Annotated in this window: 28 protein-coding genes; 19 read left to right on the top strand and 9 right to left on the bottom strand. The window is 68.4% G+C overall.

Annotated features, from left to right (window positions below; all coding sequences use genetic code 11):
• From AP234_RS30215 to AP234_RS36770, 3 genes are all read left to right on the top strand, one after another.
• Nucleotides 1-619: Tn3 family transposase (locus tag AP234_RS30215; RefSeq protein ID WP_152990694.1), on the top strand; the 619-nt coding region annotated here is incomplete at its 5' end.
• A 430-nt stretch (nt 620-1,049) separates the two neighbouring features.
• Nucleotides 1,050-1,445, top strand: a complete 396-nt coding sequence (locus AP234_RS39720) for a peptidase inhibitor family I36 protein (protein WP_431999124.1) — start codon at nt 1,050-1,052, stop codon at nt 1,443-1,445.
• 31 nt (nt 1,446-1,476) lie between these two features.
• Nucleotides 1,477-2,460, top strand: a complete 984-nt coding sequence (locus AP234_RS36770) for a hypothetical protein (protein ID WP_152990695.1) — start codon at nt 1,477-1,479, stop codon at nt 2,458-2,460.
• Nucleotides 2,461-2,547: 87 nt separating this feature from the next.
• Here AP234_RS36770 and AP234_RS30220 read toward each other — a convergent pair whose 3' ends face one another.
• The 4 genes from AP234_RS30220 to AP234_RS30235 all read right to left on the bottom strand — a co-directional run bounded on the left by AP234_RS30220 (nt 2,548) and on the right by AP234_RS30235 (nt 6,184).
• Nucleotides 2,548-3,411 carry a recombinase family protein gene (locus AP234_RS30220; RefSeq protein ID WP_235558472.1) on the bottom strand — a complete coding sequence of 288 codons (864 nt, stop codon included), beginning with the start codon at nt 3,409-3,411 and terminating at the stop codon, nt 2,548-2,550.
• A gap of 456 nt (nt 3,412-3,867) precedes the next feature.
• Nucleotides 3,868-4,674 (bottom strand): hypothetical protein, encoded by an 807-nt coding sequence (locus tag AP234_RS30225; protein ID WP_055483164.1) that lies wholly within the window; start codon nt 4,672-4,674, stop codon nt 3,868-3,870.
• Nucleotides 4,675-4,688: 14 nt separating this feature from the next.
• Nucleotides 4,689-5,261 carry an AAA family ATPase gene (locus tag AP234_RS30230; protein WP_055483165.1) on the bottom strand — a complete coding sequence of 191 codons (573 nt, stop codon included), beginning with the start codon at nt 5,259-5,261 and terminating at the stop codon, nt 4,689-4,691.
• Nucleotides 5,258-6,184 carry a hypothetical protein gene (locus AP234_RS30235; RefSeq protein WP_152990696.1) on the bottom strand — a complete coding sequence of 309 codons (927 nt, stop codon included), beginning with the start codon at nt 6,182-6,184 and terminating at the stop codon, nt 5,258-5,260. The genes AP234_RS30230 and AP234_RS30235 overlap by 4 nt, the downstream gene beginning before the upstream one ends.
• 106 nt (nt 6,185-6,290) lie before the next feature.
• Between AP234_RS30235 and AP234_RS30240 the strand changes: the two genes are divergently transcribed.
• From AP234_RS30240 to AP234_RS30280, 10 genes are all read left to right on the top strand, one after another.
• Nucleotides 6,291-7,424 (top strand): hypothetical protein, encoded by a 1,134-nt coding sequence (locus AP234_RS30240; RefSeq protein ID WP_055483167.1) that lies wholly within the window; start codon nt 6,291-6,293, stop codon nt 7,422-7,424.
• A 65-nt stretch (nt 7,425-7,489) separates the two neighbouring features.
• Entirely contained in the window at nt 7,490-7,939 is a 450-nt protein-coding gene (locus AP234_RS30245) for an NUDIX domain-containing protein (RefSeq protein ID WP_235558473.1), read from the top strand.
• A 250-nt stretch (nt 7,940-8,189) separates the two neighbouring features.
• Entirely contained in the window at nt 8,190-8,495 is a 306-nt protein-coding gene (locus AP234_RS30250; RefSeq protein WP_055483168.1) for a hypothetical protein, read from the top strand.
• Nucleotides 8,492-9,235 carry a hypothetical protein gene (locus tag AP234_RS30255; RefSeq protein ID WP_055483169.1) on the top strand — a complete coding sequence of 248 codons (744 nt, stop codon included), beginning with the start codon at nt 8,492-8,494 and terminating at the stop codon, nt 9,233-9,235. The genes AP234_RS30250 and AP234_RS30255 overlap by 4 nt, the downstream gene beginning before the upstream one ends.
• Entirely contained in the window at nt 9,232-10,638 is a 1,407-nt protein-coding gene (locus tag AP234_RS30260; protein WP_152990697.1) for a hypothetical protein, read from the top strand. The genes AP234_RS30255 and AP234_RS30260 overlap by 4 nt, the downstream gene beginning before the upstream one ends.
• The gene (locus AP234_RS30265; protein WP_055483171.1) at nt 10,635-12,092 is read left to right on the top strand and encodes an SCO6880 family protein; all 1,458 of its coding nucleotides are present in this window, start codon (nt 10,635-10,637) and stop codon (nt 12,090-12,092) included. The genes AP234_RS30260 and AP234_RS30265 overlap by 4 nt, the downstream gene beginning before the upstream one ends.
• A 227-nt stretch (nt 12,093-12,319) precedes the next feature.
• The gene (locus AP234_RS30270) at nt 12,320-13,270 is read left to right on the top strand and encodes a DUF6192 family protein (protein WP_055483172.1); all 951 of its coding nucleotides are present in this window, start codon (nt 12,320-12,322) and stop codon (nt 13,268-13,270) included.
• Nucleotides 13,267-13,752: a hypothetical protein gene (locus AP234_RS36775; protein WP_152990698.1), complete on the top strand. Its 486-nt coding sequence runs from the start codon at nt 13,267-13,269 to the stop codon at nt 13,750-13,752. Before AP234_RS30270 ends, AP234_RS36775 begins: the two co-directional genes overlap by 4 nt.
• A gap of 192 nt (nt 13,753-13,944) precedes the next feature.
• The gene (locus tag AP234_RS30275) at nt 13,945-15,381 is read left to right on the top strand and encodes a hypothetical protein (RefSeq protein WP_152990699.1); all 1,437 of its coding nucleotides are present in this window, start codon (nt 13,945-13,947) and stop codon (nt 15,379-15,381) included.
• Nucleotides 15,382-15,817: 436 nt separating this feature from the next.
• Complete coding sequence (locus AP234_RS30280; RefSeq protein ID WP_055483173.1) at nt 15,818-16,501, top strand: pentapeptide repeat-containing protein; 684 nt, start codon at nt 15,818-15,820, stop codon at nt 16,499-16,501.
• Between the two features lie 224 nt (nt 16,502-16,725).
• On the opposite strand, the gene AP234_RS30285 is transcribed toward AP234_RS30280, so the two are convergent.
• The 3 genes from AP234_RS30285 to AP234_RS30295 all read right to left on the bottom strand — a co-directional run bounded on the left by AP234_RS30285 (nt 16,726) and on the right by AP234_RS30295 (nt 17,887).
• Nucleotides 16,726-16,971, bottom strand: a complete 246-nt coding sequence (locus tag AP234_RS30285) for a type II toxin-antitoxin system RelE family toxin (protein ID WP_055483174.1) — start codon at nt 16,969-16,971, stop codon at nt 16,726-16,728.
• A complete protein-coding gene (locus AP234_RS37465; RefSeq protein ID WP_055483175.1) occupies nt 16,968-17,285 on the bottom strand; it encodes a DUF6247 family protein in 318 nt (105 codons plus the stop codon). Before AP234_RS37465 ends, AP234_RS30285 begins: the two co-directional genes overlap by 4 nt.
• Before the next feature lie 233 nt (nt 17,286-17,518).
• On the bottom strand, nt 17,519-17,887 hold the full coding sequence (locus AP234_RS30295; protein WP_152990700.1) for a hypothetical protein: 369 nt from the start codon (nt 17,885-17,887) through the stop codon (nt 17,519-17,521).
• A gap of 463 nt (nt 17,888-18,350) precedes the next feature.
• Between AP234_RS30295 and AP234_RS30300 the strand changes: the two genes are divergently transcribed.
• The 5 genes from AP234_RS30300 to AP234_RS30320 all read left to right on the top strand — a co-directional run bounded on the left by AP234_RS30300 (nt 18,351) and on the right by AP234_RS30320 (nt 23,037).
• Nucleotides 18,351-20,234 carry a TraM recognition domain-containing protein gene (locus AP234_RS30300; RefSeq protein WP_152990701.1) on the top strand — a complete coding sequence of 628 codons (1,884 nt, stop codon included), beginning with the start codon at nt 18,351-18,353 and terminating at the stop codon, nt 20,232-20,234.
• Nucleotides 20,231-20,611, top strand: coding sequence for a DUF4913 domain-containing protein (locus AP234_RS30305; protein WP_055483178.1), 381 nt, complete (start codon nt 20,231-20,233; stop codon nt 20,609-20,611). Before AP234_RS30300 ends, AP234_RS30305 begins: the two co-directional genes overlap by 4 nt.
• Nucleotides 20,612-20,700: 89 nt before the next feature.
• A complete protein-coding gene (locus AP234_RS30310) occupies nt 20,701-21,096 on the top strand; it encodes a hypothetical protein (protein ID WP_055483179.1) in 396 nt (131 codons plus the stop codon).
• Nucleotides 21,096-22,604 carry a hypothetical protein gene (locus tag AP234_RS30315; RefSeq protein WP_055483180.1) on the top strand — a complete coding sequence of 503 codons (1,509 nt, stop codon included), beginning with the start codon at nt 21,096-21,098 and terminating at the stop codon, nt 22,602-22,604. The genes AP234_RS30310 and AP234_RS30315 overlap by 1 nt, the downstream gene beginning before the upstream one ends.
• Nucleotides 22,605-22,680: 76 nt before the next feature.
• On the top strand, nt 22,681-23,037 hold the full coding sequence (locus AP234_RS30320; protein ID WP_152990702.1) for a hypothetical protein: 357 nt from the start codon (nt 22,681-22,683) through the stop codon (nt 23,035-23,037).
• A gap of 35 nt (nt 23,038-23,072) precedes the next feature.
• Here AP234_RS30320 and AP234_RS37470 read toward each other — a convergent pair whose 3' ends face one another.
• Nucleotides 23,073-23,237 carry a hypothetical protein gene (locus AP234_RS37470; protein WP_160330520.1) on the bottom strand — a complete coding sequence of 55 codons (165 nt, stop codon included), beginning with the start codon at nt 23,235-23,237 and terminating at the stop codon, nt 23,073-23,075.
• A gap of 69 nt (nt 23,238-23,306) precedes the next feature.
• Here AP234_RS37470 and AP234_RS30325 point away from each other — a divergent pair, with 69 nt between their 5' ends.
• Nucleotides 23,307-23,669 carry a YchJ family metal-binding protein gene (locus AP234_RS30325; protein WP_055483221.1) on the top strand — a complete coding sequence of 121 codons (363 nt, stop codon included), beginning with the start codon at nt 23,307-23,309 and terminating at the stop codon, nt 23,667-23,669.
• Nucleotides 23,670-23,709: 40 nt separating this feature from the next.
• Here AP234_RS30325 and AP234_RS38220 read toward each other — a convergent pair whose 3' ends face one another.
• A complete protein-coding gene (locus AP234_RS38220) occupies nt 23,710-24,102 on the bottom strand; it encodes a hypothetical protein (RefSeq protein ID WP_083502577.1) in 393 nt (130 codons plus the stop codon).
• Nucleotides 24,103-24,175: the final 73 nt, after the last annotated feature.

The following is a 24,175-nucleotide window of genomic DNA, read 5'->3' on the forward strand; positions in this document are numbered from 1 at the left end:
GTATCGGGTGGAGAGCGGTGAAAGCGACCTGTACTCGCGGCTGACGCCGGCGATGACCCGGCCGATCCGCTGGGATCTGATCGAGCAGAACTACGACCAGATGATCAAGTACGCGACCGCGATCAAGCGGGGCACGGCCTCGACCGAGGCGATCCTGCGCCGCTTTACCGAGTCCGCCTCCCACCCGACCTACCAGGCCATGTTGGAGGTCGGCCGCGCGCAGAAGACGGTCTTTGTCGCTCGTTATCTCCGTCTCCGGGAACTGCAGCGGGAGATCCAGGAAGGGCTCAACGTAGTGGAGTCCTCCAACGGCGCCAACGGCGTCATCTTCTATGGCAAGGGCGGCGACATTGCCACCAACCGGCGCGAGGAACTGGAAATGACCGTCTTGTGCCTGCGGATCCTCCAAGCGGCGCTGGTCTACATCAACACCCTGATGTTGCAAGACGTGCTCACCGACCCCGCATGGGCCAACCTGCTCAAGCCCGAGGATCGGCGCGGGCTGACACCGCTGTTCTGGCAGCACGTCCAGCCTTACGGCGAGGTACGGCTGGACGTCGCTAAGCGCCTACGGCTTGGCCGTGCTGCGGAAACTGCTCGGCCGGGCGACCCGAACTGACGTTGCCCGATGCGTGCGGGCGCAGAAGGCCGCTATGAATGCGACGGCATCCTGTCACCGCTGGCGCACAATCTGCCCGCATTCGGGCGCCTCGCACGGTCACCGGATGGGTCGTGGCGAGCCGGATCCACTGACGCGAGCGGAGATGGCCCGGAGCAGAGACGGCCCGTAACGTGCATTCCAGGGGCGGGCCGTGAGCAGCTCTTGACATGATCCTCGATCATGACATATGTACGTAAGGGATGGTTAAGGCGCATATGGGAGAGTAAAGAAAGCGGACTCCACTTATCATAGATCAACTACGAAATCAACCTCTTGATGCACGAGCCCACCAGGCAGCCCTAATCAAAGGGCGAGCGACATGCACCCCCCAGCGCAATCATCTGCGGTTTACGGTAACGAGGAGGTAACCCCCATGGTTGCTAGGAAAATGGCCACGGCTGCCGCATCGGTCGCGTTAGCGGCAGGGCTCGTTACAGCAAGTCCCGCCTCTCCCGCCTTCGCCGACTCATCCTGCGCAAGCTCCTACTTCTGCGTCTGGGACTGGCCCGGGTATACTGGCTGGTACAGCGATGCAGCACGAACCCAGATCGCGATTCCAGAATGGCACCAATCGCAGATCAATCTTTTCCCCTTCATGGTCTGGAACGACGAGTCATACAAGAACCGCTTCACCACCCTCGAATGGGTCTGCGTATACGAAGGCTACTATACGAATCCTACGATCTGGATCAGAAAGGGGCAGAGCTTTTCCTCGGCCCCCAGCGGCATGACCGCGAACCGAGGGGACGGCCACCGCGGGCGAACCGCAAGCCAGAGCTGCTAATCAACCCCCACAAAAGAGGAGGACAACTAAAATGATCCTTAATTCACGGAAGAGAATTCCTCGCGGGGTTATCCTGGCTACCGTCGTGCTTGCAGGGACAACCATTGGCGGTGGCTCCATCCTGTCAAGCGCTAACGCTGACGATGGCAGCTCAGCAACGCCCCTTGCAACCTTCAAGCCCCTCGAGAATCATAGTCCGAACGTACGCGCCTCCCTGCTTGCGCTCTTTTCCGGAGCGAGCACGAGACATGCAGCGGTGGAAACGCTGGTCCAGCGCTGCATGGCACAAAAAGGGTTTACCTATGTAAAGGAACCTACGCCAACTGAGGACGTTGCTCCGACATTAAACCAGGACCCCTACGGTGTGACGGCCGAGAAAGCTAAGCGTAGCGGCTACAACGCCGCCGAAACTCTTAGCGATTCTCCCGGCGAAACAGACAGATCCGGCGTCACCAAGCTGTCCAGCATCGAGCAGAAGAATTGGGGCGAAGCCTACTTCGGCCCTGATAACGCCCCCGAGATTACCGCAACCATCCCCGGATACGGGGAGGTGGGAACGCCAAGCGAAGGCTGTCTCTCGCAGGCACGCGAGGAGATTTACGGGCCTTTGAAAGAATGGATAAAGCTAGACTTCCTGGCAGGGAATCTTCCTCTGGAGGCGAGATGGAAAGCGTCCGCCGACCCGGAGATGAAGAGCATAAACTCCGCCTGGTCGAGCTGCATGGCCGGCAAGGGCTATTCAGGCTTCAAAGATCCCAGCCAAGCCCGAATTAAAGCTCAAGAGTTCCATCAGCGGCTCGGTATAGGGTCGGACGAAGCACGAAGCAAAGAGGTCTCCCTCGCAACCGCAGACGCAGAGTGCGAGACTGCAACTGACTACGCACCACACCGCATAAAGATCGAGGATAAATACTATGCGCAGGTCCTAGAGGCTCGCTCAGCCGATGTTACAGCCATCAAGGAAATGAACCAAAGAGCGCTTAGCCGCGCAAAGGAAGTACTTCGTACGGGCTGAATAGCCAGTTCCAGCTGAAGCCATACTGAACTTAAATGGACCTTGTCCCGACAAGGTCCATTTAAGTTCAGTAGCTGAGCATGATGCTCAGGCCGTGGCCGTGTGCTCGTCGTGTTCGTGCAGCATGCGTAGGACGGTAGCGGGTGAGGGGTGCTGGCCCTTCTTCTTGCCCTTGGTGATGACGAGCCGCGCGGCGATGTCGCGCAGGCTCATCCCCTGCTCGCGCAGGTGAAGGGCCATCGACAGCATGGCGTCGTCGGTGACGGTGGCGCCGCCGATGGTCTTGCCGCGTGTGCGGGCGGATTCGTGGCCTTCCAGGGTCCGGTCGCGGATGTACTCGCGTTCCATCCCTGACAGGGCGGCCAGCACGGTGAACACGATCCCGGACGGGTCGTGCGTCCCCTGGAGTTCGCCGGTGAGGAACTCCAGGCCGATGTCGCCGGCTTTGAGCTGTTCGGCGAGCGCCGCGAGTTCGATGCCGCGGCCGAGCCGCTTGTGCTCGTGGACCACGAGGGTGACGGCGACGCCGGAGGCCCGTAGCTCGCGGGCGAGAGCGACGGCCCGCTCGAGTTCGGGCCGACTGGTGGCTCGGGTGGAGATCTTCTCGGAGAAGAGCCGGGTGACGCCCGCGGTCTTGAGGGAGTCCAGCTGGGTGTCCAGCGATTGGCGGACGGTGGAGGCGCGGGCGTAGCCGATCCGCGCGTGCCCGGACGGTTCGGCGCCGGCGGCCGCGGGGCGGGGCAGCTCGACCCACACCGACCCGGGCTTGCGCACCGGCGGCGTGGAGACGTTCAGGGCCTTGGCCAGAGAGGGCACGAGCCGGAACCGGGCGGTGTGGTACTGCAGGGCCACCTTCCCCTTGCCGGTGCGGCACGGAGACCCGGCGGGGACGGCGCAGGAGGACATGGGGCAGTCGTGGGCTTCCACGCGCGCGTAGTCGTTGTCACTCACCCCGATAGCGTTTCATGTGTATGTTTCACAGGTCGAGTCACTTGCAACAACTCATGAAACATACTTTGCGCTGGACGGCCCATACCGGGCGGCCTGTTTCATAGGCGACCGCTTATGAAACAGCAGGCATGCCCGGAGATGACGACGATCATGTCTTAAGGAAGGATGGCTCAGAAGCTGCTCCCCGTGTGGTGCCTCGCCGCCCCGCTCAGGCGGGGGCCTTGCGGGCAGTTCGATCGGTAGAGAAGCCGCGCTACGGCTGAGTCTTCCCCAGGCCGCCGATTCGGTGCGGAGCTGGTCGAGCTTGTCGAGGGCCATGTCGCAGGCGGGGCCGCCGAGTAGCGGGGGCTGGTAGGCCTCGACTGCGGTGACGATGGCGGCGGCCGCGTGGCCGCCCAGCATTGACCAGGAAAGTCACAACGAGATCAACGCCGTTTGGGGCTCATGACACGTTTCTTACCGGCACCCCCCGTAGGCCCAGTCGCCGCCCTTGACCATTACCGACAGGGTGACGTGGTCGCGGGCGGCCAGGCGTTCTTTGACCAGGTTGCGGTAGAGGGTGGCCAGGTCGAGGTAGGTGCTGGTGTCGGCGGTGACGGTGACCTCGTAGTCGCCGTGGTCGGTGCACACCGCGGCGAAGTCCGCGCCGCCGGAGCCGGTCCGCAGCAGCCTTGTACGCTCGGCGCGTTTTTCCGCCCACCCGCATTCGGGGCAGGGCAGGCGGATATGTACCTGGCCGTGCGAGGGGGCCAGCGGCCAGCGGATCTGTTCCAGGTGGCCGAGGGTGGCCAGGAACTCGTGCCGGAAGGCGGGGCTAGTCTGCTGGGTCGAGTAGGTCTCGATCTCGTAGTCGACGCCGGTGGCGTCGGCGAGCGAGTCGAACATGGCCCGGTAGTACTTGCCGATCAGATCCCCGACCGCTTGCTCGCCGAGGGCGTGGAAGTAGGTTTGCTGGTAGGCATGGTGGGTCTCGGGGTCGAGCTGGATGTCGTACGGCGCGTTGTCCAGCGCGCCGAACCGGACCACGGCGTCGACGTTGAAGGTCCGCTTGGTGGCCTTGGCGAGCAGGAACGCCGCGGTCTGTACCAGGGAGGTGCCCAGGTGCGGGGCGCCGTTGATCTGGGTGCCGACGCAGAAGGCGACGCGGTCGGGGCCCGTGGCCTGCAGGCGGGGGCGGACCATGTCGATGCTGCGCAGCATCGCGTTGGCCAGGACGTTGTTCGGGCTGATGATCTCCACACTGTCGGTACGGCCGTTCATCATGCTGCCCTTTCCGGTCAGGTCGTCGGCACGGGGATCTGGGCGAGGATGAAGTCGACGCGGCGGCCGCTTTCATCGGCGGGGACGAAGATGGGCCGGTAGCCGGCGTCGTAGTAGCCCTGGATGATCAGCTCGTGAACGCGGCGGATCTCGCGTTCCTTGGCCCACACCAGGTCGTCTTCGGAGTCGAAATCGTCCAGCGGGTCGAGCACGAACACCGCGTCGTAGCGGTAGACGCGGGCGGCCTGCTCCAGCTCTGGATACGGGCCCAGGCCGAAGAAGGCGTCCCAGCCGTACCCGTCGGGGATGCCGCGGTTGTAGAACCGCAGTCCGAACGTGTGGTCGCAGTACTCGGCGATGAACGCCTCCAAGACGTCACGGGAGTAGGCGCGCCGGTCGCCGACCTGCAGGTGCCGGCCGAGCCGATCGCGGTGCTTGCGGTAGATCTCCCGGGCCGGTTCGCCCTCGGTCGCCGGGATGCCACGGGCGTGTAGTTCGGCGAGCACGGCCTCCTTGCCGGCGGATGGGCCACCGGTCACGACGTACCGGCGGGGGGGAGTGTTGGGATCAAGGAGCTGTTCGAGGCTCATGACGTGGTGACCTCCATCGCGGTGCCGCCGTCGCGGCTGGACAGTACCCGCCGCCAGGTGGCGGCCAGTTGCTTGCCGCCGGCGGCTGCGTCCAGCCGCGCGGTGAAGTCGGCAAGCCCCTCAGTGGGGTCGGTGAGCTCGGCCAGGAGCAGCTCCTGAACGGGGGTGAGCGGGGGCGTCCACCCGGCGTAGGCGGCGATCTGCTGTGGGCCCAGATCGGTCGCCGCGTGCAAAACAGCGGCGCCGTAGGCGGCTCGGTAGCGCGCGGTGGCCGTCAGGACCAGGGCGTGTCGCCACAGCGCCGCCGCGGCCGCGCCGTCGACCTCGATTGCGGGGGCGTCCATGCTGACCAGCCGGGCGACGGTCAGCAGTTCGGCGCGCAGCAGGTAGACCGCACCCCACAACGTCGCCAGGACGTGCTGGTGCTCGGCGGCCTCCCACGCGAACACGTCTGCGGGGAGCACGAGCGGGCCGGAGGCGGCATGCAGCTCGGGTGGTGTGGCGTGCCGGGCGGTGAACTCCTCACTGTCGCGGCGCAGCTGCCAGGCCACCAGTTCGGTCACCTTCGGCTCGATGCGTTTGCGGAAGTGGTGCACCTCGTACCCGGCGGCGGCGGCCGCCGCCTGGCGGCGGGCCGTCAGCGTCGCCCCGGACGTCGCGGTCCGCGCTCCGAACAGCAGCCGGGCGGCGTCGGCGAGCTCGGCGTTCTCGAACCGGTCGAGCTGTTCGCGCAGCAGGCCGTCCAGCGCCCGCGCCCGGCTCGCCACATCCTCCGGACGCAGTGCCCGCGCCTTCACCCCGCGAAGCCCGAGCAGCGCCGGACCGCACGCCTCCGGCCTCACCGGCAGCCCGGCCCGCAACAGCGTCCGGACCTCGTCCGGTAGCGCGTCCGCCGACGCGCTCCCCGCTCCTTCACCTGTCATACGACCAGTGTCGCAAGAATGCCCACTCGATGCCCAGTATCAGGCCCAGAAAATACCCACATCCTTTCGGCAATGGAGCGCGCCCCCGCCGCGTCAGACTGATCGCATGGACTGGCATCCCTACGCGCACGCACTCGCCGGCCGCGTCACCCATCCGGGGTCACGGTGGCGCGACGCCGTCGCGAACATCCCACGCCACCACTTAGTTCCCGCCTGGTGGACCTGGAACGACCGCTGGAAGGTACGGCGCGGCCCGGACGATGAAGCGGCCTGGCTGGACGCCGCCTACTCCGACCGTACGCTCGTCACGAAGATCGGCACCCTGCACGCCGACCACGCCGAGCCCGGCGACGAGCCGACCGGCCGACCCACCTCCTCCAGCACCCTGCCGACCCTCGTGCTCCAGATGTATCGGCACGCCAGGATCGGCGAGAAGGACACCGTCCTCGATGTCGGCGTCGGCTCCGGGTACGGCGCGGCCCTGCTGTGCCACCTGCTCGGCGAAGACCAGGTGATTAGCATCGACGTGGACAACTACGTGACCACCGTAGCCGCGCGGCGGCTGGCCGACATCGGCTACCACCCGCGTATCGCACCGCTCGACGCCACTGGGACCATCCCGTGGGCGGCCGACCGGATCGTGGCGATGGTAGCCGTCCGGCCTATCCCCGCCTCGTGGCTGACCGCCCTCAACCCCGGCGGCCGTCTGGTGACGACCATCACCAACACCTCGCTCATCGTGTCCGCCGTCAAAACCGCTGACGGCGGCGCGGTCGGGACCGTGGAACGGGACTGGGCGATATTCATGAAGACGAGGACTGGCGGCGACTACCCGCCCGGCCTGACCGGGCTGGTGGCCACCGCGCGGACCGCCGAAGGCGAGCACGTCGCAATGACCCACTACCCCGTCCTGGACATCGAGGAGGACGCCTGGGAACTCCGCAGCATGCTTGAGGTGACCTGCCCGGGGATCGAGCATAGCTACCACGAGGATGCGAGCACGCGGACGGCGGTCATGGTCCACCCGGACGGGTCGTGGGCGCGGGCCGTGCAGGTTGACCACGCGCGGCCGGTAGTCCACCAGGCGGGCCCGCACCGCCTATGGGACGAACTCGACAGGGTCCGTGACTACTGGCTCCAGCACGGCAGTCTGCCGCTGTACGGCGCCCGCGTGCGGATCACCCCGGACGGGACGATCCACCTCCAGCGCGGCCGCTGGAAGGCCACCATCACCGGCTAGGGCCAACACGACGGTGGCGTCGACGCCACCGTTTCGCGTGATTCAAACCATCACCAGGAGATGCTGTGTCCACACCAGCCGGGATATTCCGCCCCCACGTCGGGGTGCATCTGATCCTCGTCGAGCACAGCAAGGTATTGATGCTTCAGCGAGCGAACACCGGCTTCGCTGACGGAATCTGGTCGGTGCCGGGCGGCTGTCTCGATGAAGGCGAGTCCCTGCTGGCGGGCGCGGCCCGTGAAGCCCTCGAAGAACTCGGCATTCTCATCGACCCCGCAGACCTGCGGTTCGTGCATCTGTGCCACCACGCCGACCCTGACGGGCAGGCACGCATCGGCGTGTTCTTCGCCGCTCGGTGGTGGAAGGGGATACCGTCCAACGCCGAACCGGGTAAATGCAGCAAGATCGACTGGTTCGCCCTCGGGGATCTCCCCGATGAGGTCGTCACGTACATCCGCACCGGCATCGACGCATACGCTCGCGGAGACACCTTCAGCCTCGACGGTTGGGCATAGCGCGGCGTGGCCTGCGCTGGCGAATCGACGAAGCCTCGGCCAATGGCCGGGGCTTCACCACGCAGTGCTCGATTGTGAGTTCAAGAGACGTGCTCGAGCGGATGCTATTCCACGCCCATCCGGTTGGCGATCTTCCGGATGTCGTATGTGTCCTTCCGCTGGCGTCACGGCGTGTGCAACCCCTGGTGGGGCTTCCTGAGCATTGACCGATGTGAGCTCGTGGGAGCTCGGGAGCCAGGGGAGAGGCCTGATGTGGCTGCATGCGCTGCAGGACGCGTTCGGTGGTGTCCTGCTCCCACATGATCTTGTTAACGACCCGTCGCCGAAGGTGCCGCCGGGGCTGCAGCCGAAGATCGAGCTCCTTCTCGCCTGGGGGAAGTGGGCCTGCCTGATCCTCGGCATCGCCGGGATCTTGATCTGCGCCGGGAAGATGGCGGTCGGCCAGTCCGGGCGGTCGCACTACGCGGCCGAGGGCGCCTCCGAACTCCCCAAGGTCCTGCTCGGGGTGTCGCTGGCGGCGGTCGCCGTACCGATCATCATGGCGGTCTTCGGGTGAGCCGGCCTCGCAACGGCCGCAGGCTGCTCGTCTACGGCGGGGTCGCGGCGGTTCTGGTCGCCGCCGTGGTGCTCTTGACGGTCACGCGGTGGTCGTCGCCGGTCGATCGGGCGCGCGCCATCCCCTCGCCGCCGGCTGCCCAGGCCCGTGCCGTACCGCCGGGCTTCGCCGATCCGGCTACGCCCGATGTGGACGTGCGCGACTGGCGGTGGACGGGCTTCCACGGCGTACGCCTGCCGTACTCCTCTTCCGACGGCCCGCGCGTGGTGGCCGGGGATCGGGCGTACGGCTTCGCGCCGACGCCGGCGGGGGCGCTGCTGGCCGCGCTGCATCTCGGCATGCGGGCCAGCCCACGCTGGGGCCCGGCCGTGTTCGAGCCGACCATCACCGAGCAGTTCACCGGACCGGAGACCTCGGCTCTGCTGCGGGCGGTGCGGGCCAGCTACGACAGCGTCCGTGCGGTGGCGGGCGTCGCCGACGGCGAGCCGATCGGGCGGGCGTACGTGGTGGTGGAGTCCTTCCGGTGGCAGGCCTACATCCCCGGCCTGGCGATCGTCGATGTGGTCGTGGCCGGGCCCGGACGCGACAGCACCACCGTACGTGCCGCCATGCGGATGCAGGTGCTGTGGCGTGATGGCGACTGGCGGGTGGTGGCCCCGCCCGGCGGCGACTGGGCGCGTACGTCGGCCGTGGTGACCGACGCGACCGGCTACACCCGCTTCCCCGCGTCCGCGCGATGACGGGGCGCCCGATGATGACCTTCCTCCCCGAACTGGTCACCGCACCAACGCCACCGGGCTGTGCCGACATGACCTCCCCGCTGTGCGCAGCCGAGACGGTCGGCAATGCCGTACTGCCCGGAGCCGGCGCTCTCGGCCGCGCCGCCGTCGAGGGCGGCGGCCAGGTCCTCAACGACGCCGCGGGAGCGGCGGCCAAGGGCGCGGTGCAGTACGGCGTGAACGGCCTGGCCGACGCGATCCAGTACGCGGTGTCCTGGCTGATCACCAACACGGTCTCCTGGTGGGTACGGATCGACTCGCCCTGCCTGGTGGTCGACCCCGTGGCCGGCTGCAGCGGCGGCACCTCGGCGGCCGATGTGATCGACCGGATGCAGCAGTGGACGCTGCCGTTCGCCGTGGCCATCGCCACGCTGTCACTGCTGGCGGCCGCGGCCAAGATCGCCATCACGCGCAAGACCACGCCGCTGCTGGACGTCGGCACCGGCCTGCTCGTCATCTGCGGTACCGGCAGCCTCGGCGTGCTGCTGCCCGCCCTGCTGCTGAAGATCGGCGACGAATGGTCCAGCTGGGTGCTGAACATGAGCACCGGCGACTTCGCCGAACGCCTCACCACCGTCCTCGGCCTGACCGGCGCCTCACCCGGAGTGGTGATCGTGCTCGGGATCGTGGCCATCATCGCCGCGGCCATCCAGGCGGTGCTGATGCTGTTCCGCCAGGCCGCGCTGGTCGTGCTGGCCGGGGTGCTGCCGCTGGCGGCCGCCGGGTCGATGACCGCGCTCACCCGCCCCTGGTTCCGCCGGGTGACGGGCTGGATGCTCGCGCTGATCTTCTACAAGCCCGCGGCCGCCATGGTGTACGCCACCGCGTTCGCGATGCTCGGCAACGCCTCCGACACCCGCTCGACGTTCATGGGCTTCGCGATGATCGTCTTGTCGATCCTGGCGCTGCCCGCGCTGCTGAAGTTCTTCACCTGGGCCACCGGCAGCATCAGCGAGACGGCCTCGGGCGGCGGCTTCCTCGGCACGGCCGTCGGGGGAGCGGTCGCCGTCGGCGCCTTCCGCGGCGGGCGCGGCCTGGGCGGGACCGGCGGGGCCAGTGCCGTCGACCACGCCCGCTTCATGTCCTCCTCCATGCCCCCACCTGGCGGGGCACGTCCCCCCACGTCCGGCCCGATCCCCGCGCCGGATCCGGCCCCTGCGGGCGGCGGGAGCCGTACGGCATCCGCCCGGCAGACCGCCACCACCGCCACCGCGTCCACGGCATCGGCGGCCAGGGCGGGAGCCGCCGCCGGTCCCGCCGGAGCCGCGGCCGGGGTGGTCGTCTCCGGGCTGGCCACCGGCGCGAAGAAGGCCGGCGGCAGCGTCTCCGATTCGATGACCCCGCCACGACAGGAACGGACATGAGCCCGCAGACAGAGCCGCGTACCTACGGGGGATGGCGGCGCCGGCGCGGCATCGGGCTGTTTGGGATGGGCGTCGGCGTGACCTTCGCCCTGCTCGGGGTCGTCGTGGCGCTGTTGGTGGCCGCCGCCGTCTCGCCCCGCGCGCTGGTGTACCTGGTGCCGCCGCTGCTCGTGGCCGCTCTGCTCGGGCTGGCCCCGGCCGGTGCCACACCCTTGGCGGGGGTGCTGCTGGTGCGGTGGCGCTGGTGGTACGGCACCCGCCGCGGCCTGACCCGCTTCCGTTCCGGGTCGCGTCTTGAGCTGCCCGGAGTGCTGGCCCCCACCGTGCCGCTGTCCATGACGGACGGGTACGGCCGGCCGTACGGTCTGGTGTGGGACCGCCGCACAGGTCATCTGACCGCGACGCTGCGGGTGGTGGCCACCTCGCCGTGGCTGGCCGACCGCGACGACGCCGACACCTGGGTCGCCTGCTGGGGCGGCTGGCTGGCCTCCCTCGGGCATGTGCCGACGGTACGCTGGGTCAGCGTCACCGTGGAGACCGCCCCCGAGCCGGGCAGCAGGCTCGCCGACACCATCGCCGCATCCGTCGACCCGGCATCGCCCGATGCGGCCAGGGCGATCCTGGCCCAGCTGGTCGCGTCCGCACCCGCCGCGGCCGCGCACGTCGACACCCGGGTATCGATCACCTTCGACCCCAAGGCATCGCCGCTGGCGCCGTCCACGCTCGCCGAGGCCGCCGCCGAGGTGTCCCGGACGTTGGAGGGCCTGGAATCGGCGCTCGGTTCCTGCGGGGTCACGGTGCTGGGGCGGGCGTCGGCCGCCGAGATCGCCGGCATGGTGCGTACCGCTTTCGACCCGAGTGCACGGGGCGAGGTCAGCAGGGCGCTGGCCCACCCGGCCGAGGGGGAGTGGCCCTCGGGGTGGGCCGATGCCGTACCGCTGTCGGCCGAGGAACTCCCCGGCTGCTACCGGCACGACAGCGGCGTTTCGGTGGCCTGGAGCTGGCAGGAGGCTCCCCGGCAGAACGTCCACGCCGACGTGCTGGCCCGGCTCGTCGCGCCCGGGCCGTATCCCAAGCGGGTGACGCTGCAGTACCGGCCGTTCCCGGCGGCGGCCGCCAGCCGGGTGCTGGAAAACGAGGTCACCTCGGCCGCGTTCCGCCAGGCCTACCGGCACCGCACCGGCAGGGACGAGACCGCCCGCGACGCCTTCGACCAGGCCCGGGCCCGTCAGGCCGCCGGTGAGGAGGCGATGGGCGCCGGGGTATGCCTGGTCGGCATGTTCGTCACCGTCACCGTGCTCGACCCCGCCGACCTGCCACAGGCCATCGCCACGACCGAGGCCGCCGCCGAGTCATCCAAGATCCGCCTACGCCTGCTGGCCGGCTCCCAGGCCGCCGGCTTCGCCGCCACCCTCCCCTGCGGCATCTGCCCACCCGCCCTGGCCCGCCGCTGACCGATTGACCGACCAACTGCGACGAAGCCTTACCCGAGGCTTGAGATTAGCGTTGCCCTGTCAGGTCGCTGGACGGGTAGATGACGGTGGATGGCCTCCCGGTTAGGCCGGGCCGCCCTTGGGGTGAGGGTCATCTGGAATTACACGGACGCTCACAACTCCCAAGGTCTACTGCTCCGCTGGGAGTCGCGGGCGTCCGCCAGCGCCGTCCGGCAGGAGTACTCGCCATGGCCGCAGAAATCAAGAGTCCGTTTCCTGAAAAGTTCACCGATGCCGAATGGGCTAAGTACGTCGAGCAGGGCCGAGACCTCATCGAGGAGGAGACACGGATCCAGTTCTCCCTGGGCGACCTGACACTGAAGATGATCCCTTGCCACCTCCACGACGGTAATCACGGAGTAGGTCGGGTTCTGGAGCGCTACGCCGATGAGATCGGTATCCCGTACGACACCTTGCGGGGCTATCGGCATATGGCCATCGCTTGGCCTAAGGAAAAACGCGCGAGCGGTGTCGGTTTCGCCGTGCACCGGGCCTTGGACGCCTGCCCCGACCGGTTCGAGAAGATCCTGCATCCACCGGAAGGCAAGGAGCGTTGGACCTACGATGACGCGTGCCGCCACGCCGGCCGTACTCCTCACACGCCGGAGGACTCTCGGGAGAAGCTCGATCGGGTCCGTACCCTGCTACGCGACGACGAGGTTGCCGCCGAGGCAGTCCAGGACCTAGTTATCCACCGCCCCGGCCTGGCTGAGCAAGTAATGACCAATCCCGATACTCGCTCGGCCATCTGGCGGGCAAATCTGGAGCGGCTGCGCCCCGAACCACAGCCGGACCAACCCCGATTCGTTCGGGAACCCACTCCTACCGAAGGCGATCACGAGCGAGCTCACGAGCAAAGTCGGCAGGGGGCATCCAGGTCGCCCCTCGTCGAGGACACCATCGCCTCGCGGCAGGTCTTGGAACTGCTGGGGCTGGGCACCGCTTTTTACACTGGCATGCAGGACCTCATCCCGAAGCTACGCGTGGGCGAGATCAGCGACCGCGCCCGAAAGGCAATTGTGGAAAATCACCGCCGGGTGAGAGCAATCGTGGACTGGTGCGACACCGTCATCGCCACGGGAGACACCACGATGGACGAGCAACTCGCCCAAATTTTGGGGGGTGAAGAACCGACATGACAACAGCAAGCCCCGGCGATCCCACACGAACCGCCGCTGTCCGGCTGCCCACGCAGTGGGTAGGTGAGCGGATCTGGAGCCTGGTCGAGCCGACCGGAGACGCCGGTGCGCCACGCGACGATCTGCTGAGAAACATCTTCTGCACGGTGAACCAGCTTGAACGAGGCAAAGGATACATCCGCGACTTCACGGCTATGGCCCGAGGGAAAGCTTTCCTGGCCACTCGGAGCGTCTACCTAATCAGTACCGACGCTAACCGCTGCTCTGAGTACATCGGATGGCGGCTGCGCACCGTGGACAGAGAGCTTCGCCGAATGTTGAGTGGAACAATCGATCCACTCGGCGACCTGGTAGTCCAACACGATGTACTGAACTACTATCGCGAAGAGATCTTGCGCATGCTCCAAGTAGTAGAAGGCATGCGTGAGCGCGGCTTCCCGGTCTCGATCATGCCGAACGGAGGAGGGGTGCCCGTGCCGTAGACAGCGCAGGCCTGACCCTACAGCTCAGGCGGCGAGGACCGCCATGGTGCGGTCACACCCTGTGCAATCTCCCCTCGTGCCTACTGGAGGTGGTGATCGACTAGGGAGGGCTTTTTGACTCTGCTGGAGGTCGGTTCGCGTACTCCGGTACGGCTGTCACCAGACGTCGTTGAGCGGGGGAGAGGACGGGCGGTGGCTCCTGCCCGGGGGTGGCGGAGGCCGTACGGCGGGCGGGCGGTGCATGTGGCGCCCGGGGTGGAGTATCAGGCGACGACCACACAGGTGTGCGGGCTGTACCCGTTCGTCGCGGGCTCGGGCACCCCCTCGATCGGCACCCCGATCGGGCGGCATCAGCTGTCCGGGGAGGTCGTCTGCCTGGATCCGCTGACGTGGCTGCGCGCCGGCCTGGTGACCAACCCCGGCGTGTTCGTGCTCGGCCAGCCCGGCACCGGCAAGTCCACCCTCATCAAACGCTTGATCACCGGGGCCGTCGCCTTCGGCTCCACCGCGCTGATCCTCGGCGACACCAAACCCGACTACACGCCGCTCATCACCCACCTCGGTGGGCAGGTCATCACGGTCGGGCGCGGGATGGACCGACTCAACCCCCTGGACGCCGGGCCGCTGGGCGCCGCGCTGCGGCACATGGCCGGGCCCGATGCCCGGCGGTTGCGCTGGGAGGTACGCGGCCGCCGCCTGTCGCTGCTGCTCGCGCTGTGCACCCTCGTACGGGAGACCCGGATCAGCAACGCCGAGGAGGTCGTGCTCGGCCGCGCCGTCGACCTGCTGGACGAACGCCTCGCACGCGAGCCGACGGTGCCCGACGTCCTGGCCCTCATTGAGGAAGGACCCCAGACGCTGCTCTCGGCCGCCCGCACCGACACCGTCGAGGCCTACCGTGAGCGCACGCGCGATCTGGTGTTCACCCTCGACCTGCTGTGCACCGGCTCCCTGGCCGGGGTGTTCGACGGGCCCACCACTCACCCGCTGGACCTGACCGCCCCGGCGGTCGGCATCGACATCTCCCGCATCGGCGCGGCCGGCGACAAGCTGCTCACCGCAGCGATGCTGTCCACCTGGGCGTACTCCTTCGCCATGGTCGACGCCTGCGCCGCGCTCGCCGAGCTGAGCCTGGCCCCGCGCCGGTCCTGGCTGGGCGTGATGGACGAGCTGTGGCGTGCCCTGCGCGGCGCGCCCGGCCTGGTCGAGCACGCCGACGCGCTGACACGGTTGAACCGGGCCAAGGGCATGGCCTCGATCATGATCACACACTCGCTGTCGGACTTGGACGCTCTGGCCGGTGAGGAGGATAGGGCCAAGGCCCGCGGCTTCGCCGACCGCTCGGCCATCACCGTGCTGGCCGGCCTGCCGCCGCGCGAACTCGCCCGCGTCAGCCAGATCACCCCGCTGACGGCGCCGGAACAAGAGATGGTCGCCTCCTGGTCGGCGCCGGACTCCTGGCAGCCCGGCGCCAAGCATCCTGGACGCGGCAAGTATCTGATCAAGACGGGGGAGCGACTCGGCATCCCCGTCGAGCTCGCCCTCGTCGGCGTCGAGCATGAGCTGTACGACACAGACCCGCAGTTCGGCCCATTTTCTGGACGGAGCCCGAGGGGCCATAGCCGGTGAGGCGGGTGTTCACACCCCGGGGTTCCCGGAACCGGGTTGGCGTTCGTGACGGCGCCGGCAGTGCCGCAGGGTTCGTTGATGGCCCGGCGGTGTCGGACTCGGCGGTTGAGACCGATCGGCCATGCGGCGGCGAGGCGGGCGCCATTCACCGCACAGGTCCAGGTCGGCGTTGCTGATGTGACGCGCGTCGTCGGCGAGTGCGGCCTTGAACCGCCCACCGGGCTTGGGGAGCTTCCCACCGAAGAGCTTGCGGTAAAGCCCTTGGAGGGGCCGCGTTCGCGGTCCGGCAGCACGGCCAGTTCCCGCACGCCGCCGGGCATCCAGCGCAGCCACCAGTACTCCTCCCAGTCGTCGGTCTGATCGAGGGCCAGGTGCGCGTTGTCGTGGCCTGGAACGCTTCAGTACGCCGAAGCGCACGGGCATCTAGGCTCCACCCATGTCCTCCTCCATCTCTCGTTCTCAGCAGAAGCAGCCGAAGGAACCGGCCGCCCCCAAGCTGCCCACGTCACTCGCCGTCGCGCGGTTACCCGCACACGACCTCGAAGACGACCGTACATATCGCTCGATGGCGTTCACGGGCATCGACCTGTCGGACCGTGATGTGGAGATCGCCGACTTCGAGGGCTGCCGCCTCGTCGACACCGGCTTCGCGGGCACCCGGCTGCGCCGGGCGGACTTCGTCGATGTGGAGTTCGAGCGCTGCGACCTGTCGACCATGGCGGCCAGGACGACGACCATGCGGCGCAGCCGGGTGTCGTCGAGCCGGTTGACCGGGACGACTTGGACGGAGTGCGCGTTCCGCGACGTGCTATTCGACGGGTGTCGCGCTGACCTGGTCGGGTTCAGATTCTCGACGTTCACCGGCACCGTCTTCCGGGACTGCTCGATGTCGGAGGCCAACTTCCAAAACGCCGACCTGCGGGGTGTTCGCTTCGAACGCTGCGACCTGACGAGAGCTCAGTTCTCCCAGGCCCAGATGGACGGAGCCCGCTTCGCTGACTGCACCCTGGCAGGGATCGGCGGCGTGACCGACTTCAAGGGGGCCATCGTCAGGAGCCAGGACGCCCAGGGCCTGCTCTACGTCCTGGCCGGGGCGCTAGGCATCACCATCGAGCAATAGACATGCCTGGTGGCCCCGAGATCCTGGGGCATCCGAACTCGGTCGGGCCCGGCCGGGAGCTTGCCGTCTCACGTACCTGAGGCATCTGAGCAAATACCTCATGATCGACGAGACATGCCTCAGGTCGTGAGACCGGACACTTGCCAGTCGGCACCGGGGCATGCCGGTTGTCGTCGGCCTGGGGTTCTGGCTCGTTAACGGCACCGACTTCTCACTCCTCGGGGTCAGCCTGCCCAGAGGATGTCGTACACCGTGATGGTGCGGCGGGGCCGGTCAAGGTAGAATGCGACGATGCCGCGATCGCCGAAGGTGGCGTGGCGGAAGTTCGGCTCCTCGGCGCGGACGGGCGTGCTGTCCAGCGGGTCGTCGCCGAGTTCCAGCAGGCGATCCACGAGCGCGGTGAACGCCTCCGGCGGTAAGCCGGGGATCTTGCTGGAGGCCGAGGCGTGATAGATGAGGTGGTAGTTCACCCGGCGCGGCCCGCTCGGCGGGCGGCCACCAGGTCGGCCCAGCCGGGGATGACGTCCTCGGCGGGAATGCGGTTGATGCCCTGCGCCGCCTCGTGCTTGGCCTGCTCGTGCCCGGGATCGGCGTACATCAGGGCGCGCAGGTGCCACAGGTGGAGGACCTTCTGCAGCTGGCGGTAACGCCAGGGTTCCGCGGCGGCGCTCAGGGCCTCGCGATACTCGGCGAGGAACTGGGACCGGTACTGCTCAGGCAGGCGGCTCACGATGTCATCGGGGTCGTGCCCGGCGTCGTGGTATTCGACCGGCTGAGCTGTCACCGTCGCCTCCTCCTGCTCGCCTCTGGGGCCAGTGTACGCCGGGAGCACCAAGTCATCTGTGGTGCCGATGCTCCCCGGAAATGCGGACACCGGTGTCCATACGGCCGAAGGCGGCAGCTTGACAGCGGAGGGAGAGCAAGCGGATACTGATCGTGTCGTGCTCTCTGGGGCATGGAAGTGGCGCCGGGAACCCCCCGATGGAATCGGGAGCCCGGCGTTCGCGTTTTCACCGGTCACATCTCGCCTGCTTCCAGGAACGCGACGCGCTCCTCGAACAGCGGCCACCACAGGTGCTCCCCGCCCAGCCACCCGGTAACGACTCCGGCGATGACGTCAGCCGTCCATAGCGCCGCGTCCAAACTGGCTCGCTCCCACCTGACCGACATCTCGCCGGCGACCTCGCCGCGTCTGCGAAGGACCGTCAGGATCGCCCGGTCTGCGGCATCCTGCTCCCTGCGCGACTCGAAGACCACGGTCCCGATGTCACGTGCCGACAGCTCGGGCAGCAGTCGGAGCAGACAGTGTCGCCTTGCGCGTTCCGGGCGGCTCGCTGTGCCGTGCAGACTGACGGCGACCACAGAGGTGAAGTCGAGGGTCGCCACCGCCTGCGCGATGAGAGACCTTCGAGCCGACCGTTCCGTCCTCCAGTGAACGGTGGGCGCCTTCCCATACCGAAGGGCGTCCATCAACGACCTGACGTGGTCAAGCCGCTCAGCAGGGAGGAGAACAGCGGCGAGGACGTAGACGCAGTCATCGTCCGCGCGCACTCGGCAGCTTTCATCGACGAAGGCGAGAAGCACGGCCCGACCTTACGTCACGACCAGTACCCGTCCTTATACGTTCCGCCACATCCACGGTGAAGGCATAGCGCCCAGGAGAGTTCGCTCAGCCGGTCAGTCTCGGCCAGTTACGCTAAGTGGCATAAGCCCCGGTCATGCCTCTGCTACGGCACGCAGCCGGGGCACGGCCATGTACGGATGCCACCGGCCCGCGGCCACAGGGTGAGCAACACCTCGACGCGACGCTCGCCGGCATGGATCTCTCGCAAACCGCGGGGCGTGACCGGTGAGCCGGGCGCTGGGGCCGGGGGTGCCGCTCATTCCCGGGCCCGCCTTCGGCGGCTGGTTCCTGCTCGGCGTGCTGTGGAGCCTGGCCGGCCTGACCGCGACGGTGTGGGTGGCGGCCAAGCTCGCAGCCGCCATCACCGGCGGCACGGTCGCCCCGCTGGGGACGGCGTTCGTCGCCGACGTGCTGCACGGCCGTACGGCTTCCGCCTGGCCCGGCACACCGACCGGGGTGGTCGTCGCCCTCGCCACTGTCCTGGTGGTGGCGGTCGCGGCGGTGACGCTCACGGCATGTCGGGTGGTGCTGCGGCGGCTTCCCGCTCCGGCCGATCCCGTCGCGGCGCTGGCGCGCAACCCGAGCCTGGCCGCCTTTCATGCCCTGCCGACCGCCCGTACGGCGATCCGGCTGCGCCCCTCGCTCGCTCGGCGGGAGCCCTACCGGATTGAGCCCGGCGAGATCGGCCTGGAGCTCGGCGAGCAACTGCTGCCCAAAGGCCGCAGGAGGCCGGTGCTGTATTCGAGCTGGGAGGACACCGAGGTCGACCTCATGGCCCCGCGCTCGGGCAAGACGACCGCGCGCAGCATCCCGCACGTGCTGTCGGCGCCCGGGGCGGTGGTGGCCACCAGCAACAAGGAGGACCTGTGGGCCGCCACCGCCGAGCTACGCGCCCGGCACGGCACGGTATGGCTGTTCGACCCGCAATCAATCACCTACCAGCCGCAGCGCTGGTGGTGGAACCCGCTGCGAGAGCTGGTCACGGTCGAGGACGCTCACCGCCTGGCCGGGCACTTCGTCCTCACCGTCGAGGACCCCGCCAAGCGGGACCTGTGGGGACCGGCCGCCCAGGACCTGCTGTGTGCGCTGTTCCTGGCCGCGGCGACCTCCGGCCGCACCCTGCGGCATGTGGCCGGCTGGCTGGACGAGCCCGCCGTGCCGACCCCGTGCGAGCTGCTCACCGAGGCGGGCTTCCATCTGCTGGCCTCCAGCCTGCGCGGCGCCCAGAACGGCGCCGTGGAGACCCGGGACGGGATCTACCAGACCGCCCGCACCGCCGCCAAGGCGCTCCGCGACGAGGCGATCATGGCCTGGGTCACCCCCTGCGAGTTGCCCGGCTTCGATCCGTACGGCTTCGCCCGCACCGGCACCGACACCCTCTACCTGCTGTCGCAGAACCGCTCGGCGGCCGCCCCGCTGATCGCCGCCCTGGCCGACGTGGTCATGCGCGCCGCCAAGCGCGAGGCCGAACGCATGGGCGGCCGGCTCGACCCGCCGCTGACCGTCTGCCTGGACGAGGCGGCCAACATCTGCCGGATCGCCGACCTGCCCGAGCTGTATTCGTACATGGGCTCGCGCGGCATCTGCCTGGTCACGATCCTGCAGTCGTACGAGCAGGGCATCACGGTGTGGGGCGAGCACGGCATGGCCGCCCTGTGGGGCGCGGCCACCAAGAAACTGATCGGTGCCGGGGTCGACTCTCCACGCCTGGCCCGCGACCTGGCCACCCTGGTCGGGCAGCACGACGTCCCGGTCAGGAGCCTGTCGTACGGCGACCGCCACGCGAGTGAGCAGATCAGCCTGCGCCGCCAGGACATCCTCGAGCCCGCCGCGATCCGCGCGCTCGAACCCGGCATGGCGCTGCTGCTGGCCACCGGGGTGCGGCCCGCCCTGATCCGGCTGCGCCCCTGGTACGCCGGCCCGCACGCCCAGCAGATCGCCGCCGCGCTCGATCGCGCCACCGCCTCCATCACCGAGCACGCCGTACGGCTGTCGTCGGCCGCGGCCGGGCCGGTGATCACCCGGCACCCGTACGACTCCGGCCGAAAGCGCGTGCTCCCCGCGCGCGAGCCGTACGACGGCGGTCCGGTGGGGGAGGGGCGTCCGTGAGCGCCGAGACCGAGCAGGCGGCGCAGCCGGTGTTCGCCTCGCTGGAGGACTGGGTGACCGAGCGGTTCCTGCCGATGTACCGGCGGACGCTGGGCGGGGAGTACCGCTGGTGCGCCGAGTGGTGGCGTCACGCCGAGGCCATCTCCCGGCTGACGACGCTGTGGCATCTGTGGGAGACCCTGCGGCTCAAGCCCGGCACCGGGATGGCCGAGTGGTACGTCCACCTCGACCACCACCTGCCGATTCTGCTCGGCGCCCGCGGCCCCTTCTATCAGTGCAGCCAGACCGAGCATCTGGAGCCGCAACCGGGCCGCGCCGTTCCCGCGCCGCCGTGGTGGTGGTCCGGCCTGTCCTCTCCTGAGGCGGCCGGCACATGAACCGGGCCATCCACAGATCCGCACTCGATCACGCCGTACGGCGGTGCCCGAGATGACCATTGAGGCCCATCTCGAGGAAAGGAAGAACCTTGATCTCCATCAGTGACGCGTACACCGCCCTCAGCGAGCGGCGCGAGGTCGGCCTGCAGGCCGTGACCGCCGCGGCGATCGACGCCTTCACCTCGATCGCCATCGGCATGGACGCGGGCGAGCTCAACGGTCCATCGGAGCAGTACTCCACCTTCGCACTGCTTCGGCAGGAGGCCCTCGAGGGCATGGCCGCGCTCGGTGTCCAGGTCGGCCCCGAGTTCCGCGATGCCTCCGCCCTCGCCCAGGTGCCAGACCTGGACGAGGTCGGCAGACTCGGCCGACTGTCGTGCGAGGTGCTCGTAGACAGCGCAGAGAACTGCTCCGACCCGGGCGAGGTGCATGGCCTGCTCAACGCCGCCATCCACGCGGGACGGATCCGGGACCTGCTCGCCTGATGGACACGACCTTCGGAGACCTCCTGGACGACGCCCGGGGACACCTGGGCGGCATTGCCGTCCAGGACCGTGATCACCTGGATGCCGCCGTCACAGCCGCGGCGAAGGACGCCAGCCGGTCACTGACCGCGATGCTGGCGCGCTGCGCCGAGGACTTCGCCCACGCCGGCGAGGTCGCGGCCCCCATTCGTCAGGCATCTCTCCTGCTCACTCGGCTGGAGGAGCCCGGACCGGCGGCGGCCGCCGCGCACCCGCTTCCCCTGCATCTGCGGGCAGCCGCGACGGCTTGGGGTGCCGCGGGTGACATGCTGGCCACCCACTTCACCCGGCTCAGAGAAGCCCCCCGGTCGGATTGGGCCGCCGTCATCGGCAACCGGCAGGTGCGCGAACACCTGCTCACCGAGGTCGCCGGCCACGCGCTGGCACTGGCGGAGATCCTGGATCGTACGGCTCTCGCCCACGAACCCGACGTGCAGCAAGCCTGCGTCCTGCTGCGCTCACCCGCCGTACAGCAGGCCTCCCGCTCGGGTGATGCCGCGGCGCTGCGCGCGGTCCCACTCAACTATTCCCCGCAGCCGCCCCAGCCGCTCCCGCAGGTGGCGCAGACCCCCCAGGAGCTGTCCACGCACATCGTCACCAACATTGACGCTCTGCGCGCGCTACACCACCGTGTCCAGACGTTCAGCCCACGGGACTGGCAGCGTACGGCTCTGGCCGCCTCGATCATCACCGACCTCGCGGCGAAGACCCTCATCCAGCTGATCAACCGGACCTACGAGCTGAATCCCGGCCATGGCCGCCTCAGGCGGGCGCTGCGGCGTGCGGCCGAGGGCGTACACCAAGCGAAAACGGAGTGGAAGTGCGTGCTCCGTGCGTGGAACGGCCGGGTCACGCCGGGCCCGATCGTCAATTCCGTACGCCAGCAGCATCTGGAGCAGGTGGCCGTACGGCTCGGCCGGCTGCTGCACGACAACCCGGCGTGGACCCCCGCCAAGCAGGACGCCGCACCGCCCAAGGCTCCTGGCGTGATCGCACCGACCACCGCCGACATGGTCCCGATCGCCAGTGCCGTGCTCCACTCGGTCGAAGGGCTGCTGGTCGTGGGCGAACGCGACCGCCGGAACGTGACAAAAGCACTTCACGTCGACGTCGGGCAGCCCGGGCGAGAGCAACTGCTGACCGCCTACACAGAACTCGGCACCTCGAAGTTCGGGACGTCGAGGGCACTCGGCGAGGCGATGCTGCTGGCCGCCCCCGCCGAACTACATGACGGGCTGCGGCAGGAGATCCACCTGCTGGAACTACGCCGAGGCGGCAGGAAACCCGACGACCGCGCCGTCCGGAGATCGTACGGAAGCCCGCACCCTCTGCAAACACTCAACGCCCGCGCGGCCATGTCCGACTCCCGTCTCGACCTGTCCGCCGCGTCGCAGGCGGCCTCCGTGCCGGTCCCACCGTCGCCGATCCCCGCACCGCCGGTACGGCACCGCGGCGGCCCTTCCCCCTGAGCCCGCCGATGCGACCGCCACCCCTCGTAACCGAACACTCCCTGATCACAAAAAGCACTCGGAAGGAACGATTCGGATGACTGCTGTTCGAATGGCGGCCTCGGCTCTGCTGGTCACCGGATGCCTGCTGGCCACCGCCTCACCGGCTCAGGCCGCAGGCACTGGCTGGAGCGACCAGTGGGACGGCGTCGGACGGGTCACGGTGACCTCCAACCGCTATGAGATCAAGCTCTGCAATCTCAGCCAGGACAACCAGGAGGTGACGGTGCGGTACTCGACGAACAACCCCTTCACCAAGGCCATCGAGACCCTCAAGGCGCCTCCGGGGGCGTGCACCAGCGAGGAGCCCTGGCTTTCCAAGATCAGGGTCTTCAAGCTCTGCAACAGGGCGAGCTGCAAGGCTCCGGTATGGGTCAACCGCTCCTGGCTTTGACGGGCTCCCCGGCCGACGAACCTGCCTAGGGAAGATCAGCCGCTGAGGTGAACGGGGGCCGCCGGCGCCCCCTCCCTCAGGTACTTCTCGACGAGCATCGCGAGACCGAGCGGGTAGACGGTCTGGTCACCCTGGTTGGCGTCGGTCAGAGTCCACCACCATGCGAGGCTGTCGTCGCCGGTGAGTTCACCGTCGATCACGTGGATCTTTCCCAGCGTCGACTACAGCCGCAGTGGCCGCACTTCTTCGCCTGGCCCAGAATGGGCGGCATGGCCAGAGGACGATCCGGTTGCCCGTGTGGGCTGCTCGCCAGGTACGAGGACTGCTGCGGGAGATTTCACAAGGGAGAGGCGGCTCCGACGGCGGAGTCGCTGATGCGGTCCCGGTACAGCGCCTTTGCCGTAGGCGATGCCGGCTATCTGCTCCGTACCTGGCATCCGGCGACGCGGCCGACGTCCCTGGAGTTGGAGCCCTCGCTGCGCTGGGTGCGCCTGGATGTCCTGGAGGCCGCCGGACGTACGGTTCACTTCGCCGCGCACTATGTGGATGCCGGTCGTCCCGGCGTCTTGGAGGAGCACAGCCGCTTCATCCAGGACGGCGACGGCTGGCTCTACGTCGGCCCCGTGTCCTGAAGCTGACATTGCCGGGAAAGCCGGGGGAGCGCGCGCGAGGCTACCCCGCCGGACACGGGATCCGCTTACACCTTGTCAGTTTTCCGTAGGGGTTCACCTGAAGTGGGACACCGTCCGGGTCAGGAGCCATCACGTCGCTCCAGCGGACAGGTAGCGGTGGAACGAGGTCTTGGGGATGCCGGTCTTGGCGGCGATACCGCCCAGCGCCCGTGTCTGTGCCCCTCGATGAACTGGGCCGAGATCGGCGACAGGCAGGAGGGAAGGAGTCGCTGGGTACGAACAGCGCGACGGATTCCGTGGAGCCGGCGACCTTACTGAAGTACTCCATGGTCCCGAGGGTGTCCACGTGCTTGCGGAGCTGCTGGTGGTCTGCCCAGTGGCTGCTCACCTCGGCCTCGTCGCTCGCTTCGATCGCCCCCATGAAGGCGTCCATCGGGACCTTGGCGTCCACGACGACATGTGCTTGCCGCCGGACAGATTGCCCTTGCTGACCGGAGACCGCTCGC

It is taken from the genome of Sphaerimonospora mesophila, assembly GCF_001417795.1.
GTDB lineage: Bacteria > Actinomycetota > Actinomycetes > Streptosporangiales > Streptosporangiaceae > Sphaerimonospora > Sphaerimonospora mesophila.